General features: G+C 66.6%; 11 protein-coding genes. 5 read left to right on the top strand and 6 right to left on the bottom strand.

The genetic code is table 11. From position 1 onward, the window contains the following. Positions 1-128: 128 nt before the first annotated feature. The 3 genes from BN3906_RS02845 to BN3906_RS02835 all read right to left on the bottom strand — a co-directional run bounded on the left by BN3906_RS02845 (position 129) and on the right by BN3906_RS02835 (position 4742). Entirely contained in the window at positions 129-1295 is a 1167-nt protein-coding gene (locus tag BN3906_RS02845) for a SufD family Fe-S cluster assembly protein (protein WP_078057062.1), read from the bottom strand. A gap of 118 nt (positions 1296-1413) precedes the next feature. Beyond that, the gene (locus tag BN3906_RS02840) at positions 1414-2199 is read right to left on the bottom strand and encodes an ABC transporter ATP-binding protein (protein WP_078057208.1); all 786 of its coding nucleotides are present in this window, start codon (positions 2197-2199) and stop codon (positions 1414-1416) included. Between the two features lie 281 nt (positions 2200-2480). Beyond that, complete coding sequence (locus BN3906_RS02835) at positions 2481-4742, bottom strand: NADP-dependent isocitrate dehydrogenase (protein WP_066583816.1); 2262 nt, start codon at positions 4740-4742, stop codon at positions 2481-2483. Between the two features lie 383 nt (positions 4743-5125). Here BN3906_RS02835 and BN3906_RS02830 point away from each other — a divergent pair, with 383 nt between their 5' ends. Both BN3906_RS02830 and BN3906_RS02825 read left to right on the top strand, forming a co-directional pair. Further along, positions 5126-6382 (top strand): MFS transporter, encoded by a 1257-nt coding sequence (locus tag BN3906_RS02830; RefSeq protein WP_066583813.1) that lies wholly within the window; start codon positions 5126-5128, stop codon positions 6380-6382. A 115-nt stretch (positions 6383-6497) separates the two neighbouring features. After that, positions 6498-7472, top strand: coding sequence for an exodeoxyribonuclease III (locus BN3906_RS02825; protein ID WP_066583810.1), 975 nt, complete (start codon positions 6498-6500; stop codon positions 7470-7472). An 11-nt stretch (positions 7473-7483) separates the two neighbouring features. Here the strand turns inward: BN3906_RS02825 and BN3906_RS14960 are convergent, their stop codons facing one another. Both BN3906_RS14960 and BN3906_RS02820 read right to left on the bottom strand, forming a co-directional pair. Further along, positions 7484-7618, bottom strand: coding sequence for a hypothetical protein (locus BN3906_RS14960; protein ID WP_261796875.1), 135 nt, complete (start codon positions 7616-7618; stop codon positions 7484-7486). Next, positions 7572-8279: a TDT family transporter gene (locus BN3906_RS02820; protein WP_261796812.1), complete on the bottom strand. Its 708-nt coding sequence runs from the start codon at positions 8277-8279 to the stop codon at positions 7572-7574. The genes BN3906_RS14960 and BN3906_RS02820 overlap by 47 nt, the downstream gene beginning before the upstream one ends. A gap of 96 nt (positions 8280-8375) precedes the next feature. Here BN3906_RS02820 and BN3906_RS02815 point away from each other — a divergent pair, with 96 nt between their 5' ends. The 3 genes from BN3906_RS02815 to yhjD all read left to right on the top strand — a co-directional run bounded on the left by BN3906_RS02815 (position 8376) and on the right by yhjD (position 11683). Next, a complete protein-coding gene (locus tag BN3906_RS02815) occupies positions 8376-9305 on the top strand; it encodes a LysR family transcriptional regulator (RefSeq protein ID WP_066583804.1) in 930 nt (309 codons plus the stop codon). Positions 9306-9316: 11 nt separating this feature from the next. Continuing rightward, the gene (gene trpS, locus BN3906_RS02810; protein WP_066583802.1) at positions 9317-10354 is read left to right on the top strand and encodes a tryptophan--tRNA ligase; all 1038 of its coding nucleotides are present in this window, start codon (positions 9317-9319) and stop codon (positions 10352-10354) included. 174 nt (positions 10355-10528) lie between these two features. Then, positions 10529-11683: an inner membrane protein YhjD gene (gene yhjD / locus BN3906_RS02805; RefSeq protein WP_227871193.1), complete on the top strand. Its 1155-nt coding sequence runs from the start codon at positions 10529-10531 to the stop codon at positions 11681-11683. Positions 11684-11749: 66 nt separating this feature from the next. On the opposite strand, the gene BN3906_RS02800 is transcribed toward yhjD, so the two are convergent. After that, positions 11750-13159 carry a D-alanyl-D-alanine carboxypeptidase family protein gene (locus BN3906_RS02800; RefSeq protein ID WP_078057060.1) on the bottom strand — a complete coding sequence of 470 codons (1410 nt, stop codon included), beginning with the start codon at positions 13157-13159 and terminating at the stop codon, positions 11750-11752. Between the last annotated feature and the right edge of the window lie 22 nt (positions 13160-13181).

The raw sequence follows: 13181 nt of genomic DNA, 5'->3' as shown, positions 1-13181 counted from the left end.
TGGGACAGAACAGTAGTGGACGGTGCGGGAAAATGGCAAACAGCTCGGTCTAGTTCTCCGTATTATTCCTGGTCAGAAGTGGTGAAGGGGGTAGACCAAGCTGTTCACCCGTGAGTTGCCGGACAGTGTCACAACTTCTCTGCACCGCGGGCGGCGGAAACGAGCTCCGTGACCCGGTCGCGGACCGAGGCCGGGATACGGTCGTCTTCGAGGTTGAGGAAGCCCTGCACGATGAGGTCCCTGGCGGCGTCCTCGTCCATGCCGAGGGCCTTGAGGTAGTCGAGCTTCTCGTCGTCGATCATGCCGACCGACGCCTCGTGCGACAGCTGTGCCCTCGCGACCCTCGCGTCCAGGGAAGGCACCGAGTTGATGCCGCCCCCGTCGCGGAGAAGCAGGCCGTCACACTCCAGGAATCCCCTGACATCGGGCGCCGTCGACGTCAGTGTGGACGCATTGCGGATGCGACCTCCGTCACTGACCATCCTGGCCACCATTTCGGCCTGGGCTCCGGGGCCGGTCATGACGGTGAGGTCCTCCATGCCCCGGTCAGTACCCTCAGGCGCGAACACGATGCTGTGGGAGGTGCACCTGGCGTCCTTCCCCAGTTCCGTCACGGAACTGGACCGGGCCTTCTTCAAGGCGGAGACGGCGACAGACACCGAACTCAGCACCGCGCCCTCGCCGACCCTGGTTCGGTCGTAGGTGTACACGGTCATCTCCGGGCCCCAGCGGTCGACATCCACGCTGCGCAGGCGCGCTCCCTCCCCGATGAACGTTTCACCAACGGAGACATGGGTGCCGCGGGTCAGTCCCGGGGCGACAGCGGAACCGGACACCGAGTCCACCTCGGCGTTCCGGCCGATCACGGTGATGTCGTGGACGAACTGCCGTTCCTGGGGCACCGTCATGACGGTGAAGGACTGGCGGGGCAGTTCGACCCGCGCATTGTCTCTGACCCAGGTGAACGTGCCCAGAGGTGTCCTGGTCGACTCGAACGCCCGGCGCAGGGTGTCGTCGTCGTCGGGACTGATCAGGCTCCACATCAGGTCCTGGACCCACGGATAGGTGGTCAGTGCCTCCGCCAGGGGGAGGACGATGACGTCCGGGTCACTGGAGTCCATGGTCGAGTATCCGTGGTCGAGCACCACCGTGGTGGACGAGCGACGGGCAGGGTCCTCCCACCCGACCTGGGCGAGGAGTTCAGGGCCCGCGGCATCCGGGCCGACGGTGGCGGAGAATTCGGCGGCGGTCGTTCCGGTGTCCGCGGTGGTGGGTGTGGTGGCGGGGGCGGTCATGACGATCGCGTCCTTTCGGTGGATGATCGGTGGGACCCGGTGCGGGCCCCGGTGGTGACTGTCAGGCGGTGACTGTCGGGCGGTGACTGTCAGGTGGTGGAGGCGCCTTCAGGGACGCTCACTGAGGCTCATGGTGGTAGCCGTCGGTACGGATGCGGTCGAACATCTCCCGGGGGTCCCCGGAACTGACGATCGTGCCGTCGACCATGAGATGCGCTTCAGTGGCGTCGAGACTGTCGAGGATGAACCCGGTGTGGGTGATGATCAGCCCGGCCCGGCGGCGGCCCCGGTCATCGGTGGAGCTGAGCAGATCGTTGACCGCCCGACCGACGACGTTGACCTGCTCCAGGTCGACTCCGGACTCCGGCTCGTCGAAGAGGCACAGCTGAGGTCCCTGCAGCGCAAGCTTCATGACCTCGAAACGTTTCGCCTCCCCTCCGGAGAAACCGCAGTTGACGTCACGGTCGTCGAGATGGTCGAGGCCCAGAGCCGAGGACACGGACTCCAGCCTGTCGGAGGCCCCGACCGCTGCGGCCAGTCTTTCGACGGACACGCCGGCCAGTGCGGGCGGACGCTGGAAGGCGAGGCCGATGCCCGCCCGGGCGCGTTCCTCCAGCTCCATGGTGGTGATGTCCTCGCCGCGGAGGGTGGCGGTGCCCGAGGTGATCCGGAACGGGTGGAGCCCGATTATCCCGGCGAGGAGCGTGGACTTCCCGGAACCGTTGGGGCCGAGCAGGATGTGACGCTCACCCTCGTTGACGGTGAGGGTGACGTCGTGGCAGATGGTGGTCTCCGCGCCGTCGTCGGCGACGGCCGCGATGTCGACGCCTCTGAGCTCGAGGAGAGGGGCTTCCCGCGGGGTCTCGGCGGCGTTGGTCTGGCGGTCTGTCTGGGAGTTGGTCATGGTGACGGACACCCGGCTTTCAGTTGGTGGGGTGTGGTGTGGGTACTGTCCGGGCGGAATGCCCTTCACCCCTGATCATACGATCGTTTACCCCCGCCCACTGCCACGGTGGACGTCTGACACCCCCGCATGGAGGGTAGTTACGGAAAACCGTGAATACTGTTGACGCCTGTTGTCGGTGCCCCTGCCGCAGGACAGGGAAATGCCCCGGGGTCCGGGACCAGTCTCCTGGTCCCGGACCCCGGGGCGCGCTGTCACCTCGACGGGTGTGCCGGTCGGACTCAGCTGCCGGCGAGCTCCCTGCGGCGGGCGGCCAGACCGTCGATGATGTCGTTGAACGTGCCTGACGGACGCATCACCGCCGAGGTCTTCTCGTCGTCCGGAAGGTAGTAGCCTCCCAGGTCGACCGGATGGCCCTGGCAGCCACGCATCTCGGTCTTGATTGTCTCCAGGTTGCTCTCCAGAGCTTCGGCGACCGGGGTGAAGATCTCGGCCAGCTCCGGGTCCGTGGTCTGGTCGGCGAGATTCCTGGCCCAGAAGGACGCCAGGTAGTAGTGACTGCCACGGTTGTCGATGTCACCGATCCTGCGGGCCGGGGACTTGTCCTCGTTGAGGACCCTCTCGGTGGCGGCGTCCAGGGCGTCGGCGAGGATCGGGGTCCGGGGATTGTCGTCGGTCTCGCCGAGCTTGCGCAGCGACTCAGCCAGTGCGAGGAACTCGCCCAGCGAATCCCACCGCAGGTAGTCCTCCTCGATGAGCTGCTGGACGTGCTTGGGGGCGGATCCGCCCGCACCGGTCTCGAACAGTCCACCACCTGCGATCAGGGGAACGATGGACAGCATCTTCGCGCTGGTCCCCAGCTCCATGATCGGGAAGAGGTCGGTCAGGTAGTCACGCAGCACATTGCCGGTGACCGAGATGGTGTTCTTCCCGGCGCGGATGCGGTCCACGGACAGCTGGCACGCCTCCTCGGGGGAGAGGATCCGGATGTCCAGGCCCTCGGTGTCTCCGACGAGTTCGGTGTCCCCGAGGTACTCCTCGACCTTGCTGCGGATGTTGCGGTCGTGGGCGCGGGTCGGGTCCAGCCAGAACACGGCCGGGTCACCGGTGGCACGGGCCCGGGTGACCGCGAGCTTCACCCAGTCGCGGACGGGGATGTCCTTGGCCTGGCAGGCGCGCCAGATGTCACCGGTGGCGACCGTGTGGGACATGAGGACCTCACCGGCACTGTTGACGACCTCGACGGTACCGTCGGCGGGAATCCTGAAGGTCTTGTCGTGGGAGCCGTACTCCTCGGCCTTCTGCGCCATGAGACCCACATTGGGGACGGTGCCCATCGTCGTGGGATCGAAGGCGCCGTTGCGGCGGCAGTCGTCGATGACGACCTGGTAGACACCCGCGTAGGAGGAGTCCGGGATGACGGCGAGGGTGTCCTGCTCCTGGTTGTCCCTGTTCCACATGTGCCCGGAGGTGCGGATCATGGCGGGCATCGAGGCGTCGACGATGACGTCGGAGGGTACGTGCAGGTTGGTGATGCCCTTCTCGGAGTTGACCATCGCGATGGCCGGTCCTTCGGCGAAGCCCTTCTCGAAGGCGGCACGGATCTGTTCAGCGAGCGCCTTGTCCTCCAGGTTGTCGAGACCGGAGAGGATCGCGGCGAGTCCGTTCTCCCCGTTGAGGCCGCGGGGCAGGAGCGTGTCACCGTAGCGGTCGAAGACGTCCGCGAAGAACGCGCGGACGACGTGGCCGAAGATGATCGGGTCAGAGACCTTCATCATCGTGGCCTTGAGGTGGGCGGAGAACAGGACGCCCTCCTCCCTGGCACGCTGGACCTGGGCCGCGAGGAAACCGTCGAGCGCTGCGGCGTGCAGCACCGTGGCGTCCACGATCTCCTTGTCCAGGACCGGGAGGGACTCCTTGAGCACGGTGACGCTGCCGTCGGAGGTGACGAGACGGATCTGGAGGGTGTCGTCTCCGTCGATGATCACGGATTTCTCGTTGTGGCGGAAGTCACCCTCGGACATGGTGGCGACGTTCGTCTTCGAGTCACTGCTCCAGGCGCCCATGTGGTGCGGGTGCTTGCGGGCGAAGTTCTTGACGGCCCTGGGGGCACGACGGTCGGAGTTGCCTTCGCGCAGGACCGGATTGACCGCCGACCCCTTCACCGAGTCATAGCGGGCCCGGGCGTCCTTCTCCTCGTCGGTGACCGGCTCGTCCGGGTAGTCGGGGAGTGCGTAACCGTCGGCCTGCAGTTCGGCGACAGCGGCCTTGAGCTGCGGGACGGACGCCGAGATGTTCGGGAGCTTGATGATGTTGGCCTCGGGGGACCGGGTGATCTGCTCCAGTTCCGCGAGAGTGTCGGGAACACGCTGGTCCTCCGGGAGGAGATCGGAGAATGCGGCGAGGATGCGTGCGGCGAGTGAGATGTCACGGGTCTCGACCTCGACGCCGGCGGTGCCGGTGAAAGCCTGGATGACAGGCAGTAGAGAATAGGTCGCCAGGAGCGGTGCCTCGTCGGTACGTGTGTAGATGATTCTGGCCATGGGCAGGTACTCCCTTATGTCTTCTCGCTGTGGACGGTCGCCGACACGGTCTTCGGTGCACGTCCGGTGTAGTCGTCTCGTCATTCTGCGGCGCGCGGTGTCGCCGGAATCTACGTGGACGATGATACGGCAAAGCAGTGTCATCCACGTGTCGAGGGTGTGGCAGTACCGGGAAGGCGAAGGGGACTGTCATGCAGGTCACAGTGCCCGGAATGCGATGACGGCCGAGCGGTGATACGCCGGTCACATGTGGTGTTCCAGAGTTTGCGGTCCGGCGCCGTCCGTGGTCGCATAGGTGCTTCACCGGACTGCCCCGAACAGAGGAGAGGAACCCGGAACCAGGTTCCCCGCCCCGCCCGACACCCTAAAAAGGTGATGAAAGAATGCTTGATTCGATGGCTTCACTGCACCGTACCCCTCTCCGTCTACCTCATCCGCAACGACGTCCCATGCCCCGGCAGACCGAAATGGGGCGCAGGAGACGCCCGGTGGCGATGGCCGCCCTGGCCCTCGGCGGCTTCGGGATCGGGACCACCGAGTTCGTCTCCATGGGCCTGCTCAGCTACATCGCCGACGACTTCGGGATCACCGAGGCCCAGGCCGGCCACGTCGTCACCGCCTACGCCATGGGGGTGGTCGTCGGCGCGCCGCTGATAACCACCCTGACCGGTCACATACCGCGCCGCCGGCTCATCATCCTGCTCATGGTCGCGTTCACCGTCGGCAACGGACTCAGCATGTTCGCACACTCCTACGGACTTCTCATGGTGTCGCGGTTCATCGCGGGCTTCCCCCACGGCGCCTACTTCGCGGTGGCGAATCTCATCGCGGCGTCCATGGCGGAACCGGGACGCCGGGGTCAGGCGATAGCACGGATATCACTGGGCCTGGCCACCGCAACGGTGATCGGGGTACCCGCAGCCCAGTGGACAGGATCCGTGCTCGGCTGGTCGGCGGCCTACGGCGTCGTCGCGTTGATCGGCCTGGCCACCCTCGTCGGACTGTGGGTGTCCATGCCCCACATGACACTCATGCCCGTGACCAGGCCGGCGACCGAGGCCGGGGCCCTCGTCAACTCCCAGGTCTGGCTCACCCTCCTGTCCGGGGCCGTCGGATTCGGCGGAATGTTCTGCGTGTACACCTACATCTCCTGGACGATGACGGACCGTGCGGGCTACCCGGAGAACATGATGTGGTTCGTGCTGATGGTGTACGGCATCGGAATGGTCGTCGGAAACATGGTGGGTGGCAGACTGGCGGACCGTAACATCGACCGGTCTATCGTCTTCGCCTTCCTCGTCATGGCGTGCATGCTCGTGGCCTTCTACTTCGGCAGCACCGTGGCTCCGCTGGCGATCCTGCTCTTCGGACTGGTGTCGGTGGGTGGCGGAATTCTCGTCATCGTGATGCAGACGAGGTTCATGGAAGTCGCCGGCAGGGCCCAGAACCTGGCCGCGGCGATGAACCAGTCGGCCTTCAACATCGCCAACGCCTCGGGTGCCGCCATCGGCGGCCTGGTGATCGACCACGGCTACTCCTATTCCGCGCCGGCGTTGGCTGGTGCCGGTCTGGCCCTGGCGGGGCTTGCCGTGTTCATACCGGCGCACCTGCTCTACCGGCGGCATGCCGCGCAGGAGTGAAACCGGTACCCAGGAGTGAAACCGGTACCACGGGCTGCTTACGGAGGTCTGTGCGGGAAGCCCGCACTGGGAGGTGCCGGCCGCGGCGTCCGGGGTGGCGTTATGGTTGTGCTCCATGAGCCTCACTGTCGCCACCGTCAACGTCAACGGCATCCGAGCCGCCGTCAAGCACCGCAACGAGAACAACCACGGGATGCTGCCCTGGCTGGAGGAGACTCCGGCCGACGTGGTCCTGCTCCAGGAAGTCCGCGCCAGCGAAGCCCAGACGGAGGAGGCCCTGGCGCCGGCCCTGGCGTCCGGTTGGAACCTCGTCCAGGCGGAGGCCGCGGCGAAGGGACGCGCGGGGGTGGCCGTTCTCTCCCGCCACGGGATCACCGACGTCCGCATCGGTTTCGGTGACGTACCCGGTGCCGGGGAATTCCGGGACTCCGGCAGGTGGATCCAGGCGCGGACCGCGGGCATCACGGTGGCCAGCGTGTACCTCCCGTCCGGGACGGAGAACACCGTCAGACAGGACGAGAAGTACCGCTTCCTCGACGTGATGGGTCTCTGGCTCGACGAGTGCGCGTCCACGGGCGACCAGATGGTCGTCGGCGGCGACTGGAACATCTGCCACCGTCGGGCGGACCTGAAGAATTGGCGTCCCAACCGTAAGAAGTCGGGATTCCTGCCGGATGAGCGGGCGTTCATGGACTCGGTCTTCGGCACCTACCCTGATGCCGTGAGCCAGATCGGGGACGCCACGGACTCCGGCCGCACCGGCAATCCGGCGGGCCCGGTCGGGGCATTCGCCGGGGCGGTGGACTACACCCCGTCAGAGGTCGCCCGCGCCCGGCTCACCGCCGGCCCTGCCCGGGACCCCCGGTGGTTCGACGTCCTGCGCAGACTGCACCCGGAGCAGACCGAGGGACCGTACTCGTGGTGGACCTGGAGAGGCAAGGCCTTCGACACCGGGGCCGGCTGGCGCATCGACTACCAGGCGGCCACCGCACCACTGATGGAGCGGGCGGTCCGGGCATGGGTCGACAAGGCCCCGGACTACGACCTGCGGTGGAGCGACCACTCTCCGGTGATGGCGGAGTACCGGTAGGGTGAGGTGCCCTACTGCAGTACCAGACGAAAGGCGACACCTGCGGTGGCCGCCACCACGTGGATGCACAGCAGGACGAGAAGGACGGCACTGACCACGTCAATCCACCCCTCCCCGGTGGCGGCGGCCAGTGTGTGGGTGCCCAGGCTGCAGGTGCCGACCGGGAAGGTCGCCGCCCACCAGGACGGGTTCGCCGCCGGCAGGTCTGCGCCCTGCCGAGTTATAGACCCGGGCGAAGGCGGGCAGGGCGGTGAGCAGCGAGGCGAAGAAGAAGACCGAGCCTGGGAGGGGGTGACCGAGTTGTGCGGCGTTCGTCGCCGCGACCATCGGTGTGACCAGCGGCAGGACTCCCGGAAAAACTGCGGAGACCTTCCTGCGGACCAGACGGGTGCACTGGACGGCGAAGACGACGAGTGCGGCGGCGGAACCGATGATCCAGGTTGCGGCGTGCGTACCGGCCCACCCGAGGTTGGTGTCTGCCGCGGACCCCAGGGCCAGCACCCCCATCGTCATCATCGACCAGGCTGGTACGTCATCGAACATCGGCGCTCGGACTGTGCCGGTCACCAGGGATATGAAGACCACTGCGGCGACTGCGGTGACCGCGGTACCGACACCGGTGGAGACGTGGACGCCGAGCAGGGATGCGGTGACGGACAGGCCCATGACCGCACCGCCCCAGGCTGCTCCGGGACCGGGCAGAGGTGGTGCGGTTTCCGTGGCCGGTCGTGGCGTCCGTGTGGGACCGGAGTTCGGTGTGGTGGAGTCTGCCGGGCCTGCCGGGGTGAGTCTGTGCCGTGACGACATGCGTTCGACGCTAGGACAGATATGCGTTGACCTGGGGTAACGAGATCTGCTGTCGGAGGTACAGGAGAGCTTTGTGACCGGGGATACAATGCCGGTATGTACCCCAATGTCCCCCCGGTCGACCAACTGGTGACGCTCATCGCAGTAGACGAGCACCGCAGTATCGCCTCCGCCGCGCGGGCCCTCGGCTTCAGCCAGCAGACGGTCAGTGCACGGGTGGCGTCCGCGGAGAAGACCCTCGGGGTGAAGGTGTTCCGGCGGGGAATCGGAGGCTCCGAACCGACCGAAAGGGGACGAACCGTACTCGACGCCGCCCACAGCTACCTTGACGCCGCGGGGACCTTCTCCCGGGTGGTCGCCGGGGCCGCCAGACCAGACGCCGCCCGTTCCCTGACCGTCGCCGTGTCCAACACGGTCGCCGAACTGTACTTCCCCTCGTGGGCTGCCCGGTTCCACCGACAGAACCCCCAGGTCAGGGTGCTTCTCCACCCCTGTAACTCGGCGGCGGTGGGGGACGCCGTCGCCGACGGCGAATGCCCCCTGGGATTCGTCGAGGGCACCACGGTGAGCCACGGCCTGGATTCGGCGGTGGTCGGCGTCGACGATCTTGTTCTCGTGGTCCCTGCCTCACATCCCTGGGCGCACAGGGATGCACGGACCGGGGTGGGTGTCACCGCCGCAGAACTGCGGCGAACCCCCCTGATCATGCGTGAGCGCGGCTCCGGCTCCCGGGACGTTGTCGAGGGCGTCCTCGGGACAGTCGCCGAACCTGCCGGGGTCTTCGGGTCACTGTCGGCGCAGAGGGCGGCGGTGACCGGGATGGGTGAACCGACGGTGATCGCGGCGCGGGCGGTGTCCCGGGAACTCAGGACGGGTGAGCTGGTGCGGGTGCCGGTCCGGGACGTGACCTTCCGGAGGCTGATCAGGGCGGTGTTTCCCCGTCACGGCAACCTTGACAGGGACGCCGCAGCCCTGCTCGACATCGCGCGGGAGGGAGTCGGCGGAGCGACTGTTCCCGGCCTGTAGAATGGCCGCCCATGAGTGATGATGTCGTCAGCGCGGACACCAGTGGCGCTGTGCAGCGTGTCCTGTCCGGAATCCAGCCCACCGCAGACTCCTACCACCTCGGGAACTACCTGGGGGCGGTGAAGCAGTGGATCGGACTGCAGAACGACTACGACGCCTTCTACTTCATCCCCAACCTCCACGCCATCACTGTCGACCAGGACCCGGAGGCTCTGCGTGCCAGGACGACGGCAGGTGTCGCCCAGTTGCTCGCCCTCGGCATCGACCCGGAGAAGTCGACCATATTCGTGCAGTCGCAGGTTCCGCAGCATGCGGAACTGGCATGGGTGCTGACCTGTCTCACCGGCTTCGGCGAGGCGTCACGTATGACCCAGTTCAAGGACAAGTCCGCCAGACGCGGCGCTGAGCGGACCTCCGCAGGACTGTTCATGTACCCGATGCTCATGGCCGCGGACATCCTCCTGTACAGCCCCCAGCTGGTTCCGGTCGGGGAAGACCAGAGACAGCACCTGGAGCTCACCCGCAACCTCGCGGAGCGGTTCAACGCCCGGTACGGGGAAACCTTCGTGGTGCCCGAGGGATTCATTCCCTCCGGTGCCGCGAAGATCTACGACCTGCAGGAACCGACGGCGAAGATGAGCAAGTCGGGGACGAACCCGAAAGGCATCGTCAACCTGCTCGACCCGCCGAAAACCTCCGCGAAGAGGATCCGGTCCGCTGTGACGGACAATGACGACGAGATCAGGTACGACAGGGACGCCAAGCCCGGTGTGTCCAACCTTCTTGTCATCCAGTCCGCGCTGACCGGCCGAACAATCGACGAGATCGTGGAGGGTTACCAGGCTTCAGGGGCGCGATACGGTGCACTGAAGGCGGACACCGCGGACGCTCTCGAAGCTTTCACCACCCCGTTGAAAGCCCGGTACGACGGGTACATGGCTGACCCCGCGGAGCTGCAGCGCATCCTCGACCGGGGTGCGGACAAGGCGAAGGCAGTCGCCGAGCCGCTGGTCGCGAAAGTCTACGAGCGGATGGGTCTGCTGCGGTAAGGGGATACGAGGCCGGCCGTGAGGTGCAGACGGCACGGTTGTGGGCCGGTACAGGCAGGTGCCGGACCAAGACGTCGACGCGACGAGATGCGGGACATCCGTCGAAAAGCGGCGCCGGCACCTAATGTGGGTGTGACGCTTCAGCAACCTACCCGACGACCGTGAGGACATCCGATGGCCGCCACTACGACGAAGACCGACGACCGAAAGACCGGTGAGGGCGATTCCCGGAACACGGTGTCCCGCAGCGGGGGAGGAGACAGTGGGGACAACGGCAGTGGTCCTTCCCCGGTGGAGAAGCTCCGCGACAGGTGGCCCTGGTTCGACCACCTGATGCACATGAACGAGCGCTACGGGGACCAGGGAGGCAACCACTACGCGGCAGGTATCACCTACTTCTCCGTGCTCTCCCTGTTCCCGCTGCTCATGGTCGTTTTCGCCACGATCGCCACGGTTCTGGCGGGCAACGGTGATCTTCTGGACGATATCATCGACCGGATCCGGAATTCGGTGTCCGGCAGTCTGGGGGACACTCTCACCGACATTCTCAACCAGGCGATCTCTCAGCGCGGAAGCCTCTTCAGTATCGGTATCGTGCTGTCCCTGTGGACCGGTCTGGGCTGGATCGGCAACCTGCGTGCCGGGATCTCCTCTGTCTGGAAGGCTCCGCTGAACGCGGACAATTTCCTGAAAGGCAAGATCAGCGACCTCGTGGGGCTGGTCGGTCTTCTGCTCGCCCTTGTCATCGCTTTCGCAGTGACCGCTGTGGGTTCCGGCGGGTTCACCTGGCGGATCATCGAGGTTCTCAACCTTGAGCACGTCACCGGTATCAGGGTCGTCGTATGGTTCATCGCTTTGCTCATCGCCCTGGTCGCCAACTGGGTCGTGATGTTCTGGATGCTCGCATTCTTCCCCCGGGTCCATGTCCCGCGGAAGGCGGCGGCGCGCGGGGCGGTGATCGGTGCTGTGGCCTTGGAGATCTTCAAGCAGTTCGCCACGGTGTTCTTCAACACGACGATGTCGAATCCTGCAGGTGCTGCTTTCGGTCCGGTGATCGGGGTGATGGTCCTGATGTACCTGCTGTGGCGTATCACCCTGTACTGCTCCGCCTGGATCGCGACCACGCCGGAGGCTCTCGCCGAGGAGGTTCCGGACGCCCCGGAACCGGCCGTGATCGAGGTGCGCGCACGTGCGGTGCGGCAGCAGGGCGAGGAGGATGCCGTCCGCAGGGCCGGACTGGTCGGTGTCGGTGCCGTGGCGGGGGTCCTTCTCGGTGGCACGGTGGTGAAGGTGGGACGCTTTCTTGCCGGCCTGTCCCGCAGGAAGTGAGGACGCCGGGGGCTGCCTGACTGCGGGACCTTCACGCTTTACGTACCCGCGTGGGCCCCGGCCGGTTCAGTCGTCCGCGCGGATCCGTCGCCGCCGCATCCACCGGAGCCCCGTGATTGCCGCCATTCCCGTGACGAGGACCGCCCCGACGACGGCTGCCACCGCAGTCCCGGTGTCGGCCCACCCTCCTGCGGAGGTGCCCGGGGCCGGCGGAAATCCCGGGGTGGGATCTGCGCCTGACGAGGTGGCAGCGGATACCTCTGGCGGGGAACCTCCGCTGTCCGGACCGGACAATTGTCCGACTGTGGCTGACTCTGTGTCTGACCCTGTGCCTTTCTCTGCGGCGCTGAAGGCGGCGTCGAAGATTCCCTCCGCCTGTACCCACGGTCGTCCTGCGGCCAGTGTCGCGTTCAGCATCACCACCCCGTAGGTCCGGCCGTCCCGTGAGACCGCGGCGGCATAGGTGTGCCGGGCATTGTCGGTGAATCCGGTCTTGCCGCCGATGGTGCCGGGATAGTCGTGGAGGAGTCCGTTGTCGCTGGAGATCTGGAAGGCGGGGTTTTCTCCGAACCCGGGGAACGTCGCTTGCCGTGTACCGAGGAGGGTGCGGACGTCTTCCCGGAGAAATGCGGCGCGGTAGACCAGGGCCAGATCGTAGGCGGTGGTCTGGCTCTCGGGTGTGTCCAGTCCGTTGACGGTGGTCACGCGGGTGGCCCGGGTGCCCAGGGAATCGGCGAGCGCCTGCATCTTCGTGACGGTGGCGTCCTCTCCTCCCAGGGCTCCGGCCAGGGCGAGTGCGGCATCGTTGCCGGAGTTCATCACCAGTCCCTGCAGCAGCTGCCGTGCGGTGTACCTGCCGCCGGGGCCCACGCCGACCTTTGACCCGTCCACGTTCGCCATCTCCCCGGTGACCGGCACGGTCTGGTCCGGGTCGAGTTCGTCGAGGGCGACCATGACCAGCAGGATCTTGATGACCGAGGCGGGGCGGTACAGGCCGTAGGGGTCCTTGGACGCGAGGACGTCACCGGTGTCGACGTCGTAGAGGACGTAGCTGCCGATACTCAGTCGTTCCGGGACGTCCACCCCGGTGGCGGCGACGGCTCCGCAGCTCTCCATGCCGGGACCTCCGGGTCCGGGACGTTGCACCGTGACCACCGGGGGTGTGTCCGCGGTCCGGGCGGCGTCACGGTCGAACGCCCTGGGCAGTCTGAGGTCGTAGCGGCAGTCGTCGGTCCACAGGGCATGGTCGCGGGGCAGAGGTGTCCCTGCGTCGACGGTCAGGGGAAGCCACGCCTCCCTGGGCATCCCGTTGAGGCCGGTCTCCGCCACGGCTGCGGGAACAAGGTACGGCACAGTGCCGGGAATGACGGCGGGCACGGCGGCCAGGGACAGAAAAGCCAGCACGGTCCCCGTTCCGACGGCCAGCGGGGTCGGGCCGGTGCGGGAGTGTCGGCGGGGGAGCCGGGGAGTGTTCATCGTGGGATCAGCATACCGGCGG

The organism is Corynebacterium provencense (assembly GCA_900049755.1).
GTDB lineage: Bacteria > Actinomycetota > Actinomycetes > Mycobacteriales > Mycobacteriaceae > Corynebacterium > Corynebacterium neomassiliense.
The sequence above is the reverse complement of the archived record's forward strand: the minus strand, read 5'-3'. Positions and strand labels throughout refer to the sequence as shown.

Excerpts from the sequence above, each read along its gene's own strand:
- BN3906_RS02845 (WP_078057062.1), bottom strand. The coding sequence starts at position 1,295 with ATGACCGCCCCCGCCACCACACCCACCACCGCGGACACCGGAACGACC.
- BN3906_RS02840 (WP_078057208.1), bottom strand. The coding sequence starts at position 2,199 with ATGACCAACTCCCAGACAGACCGCCAGACCAACGCCGCCGAGACCCCG.
- BN3906_RS02835 (WP_066583816.1), bottom strand. The coding sequence starts at position 4,742 with ATGGCCAGAATCATCTACACACGTACCGACGAGGCACCGCTCCTGGCG.
- BN3906_RS02830 (WP_066583813.1), top strand. The coding sequence starts at position 5,126 with ATGCTTGATTCGATGGCTTCACTGCACCGTACCCCTCTCCGTCTACCT.
- BN3906_RS02825 (WP_066583810.1), top strand. The coding sequence starts at position 6,498 with ATGAGCCTCACTGTCGCCACCGTCAACGTCAACGGCATCCGAGCCGCC.
- BN3906_RS02820 (WP_261796812.1), bottom strand. The coding sequence starts at position 8,279 with ATGTCGTCACGGCACAGACTCACCCCGGCAGGCCCGGCAGACTCCACC.
- BN3906_RS02815 (WP_066583804.1), top strand. The coding sequence starts at position 8,376 with ATGTACCCCAATGTCCCCCCGGTCGACCAACTGGTGACGCTCATCGCA.
- trpS (WP_066583802.1), top strand. The coding sequence starts at position 9,317 with ATGAGTGATGATGTCGTCAGCGCGGACACCAGTGGCGCTGTGCAGCGT.
- yhjD (WP_227871193.1), top strand. The coding sequence starts at position 10,529 with ATGGCCGCCACTACGACGAAGACCGACGACCGAAAGACCGGTGAGGGC.
- BN3906_RS02800 (WP_078057060.1), bottom strand. The coding sequence starts at position 13,159 with ATGAACACTCCCCGGCTCCCCCGCCGACACTCCCGCACCGGCCCGACC.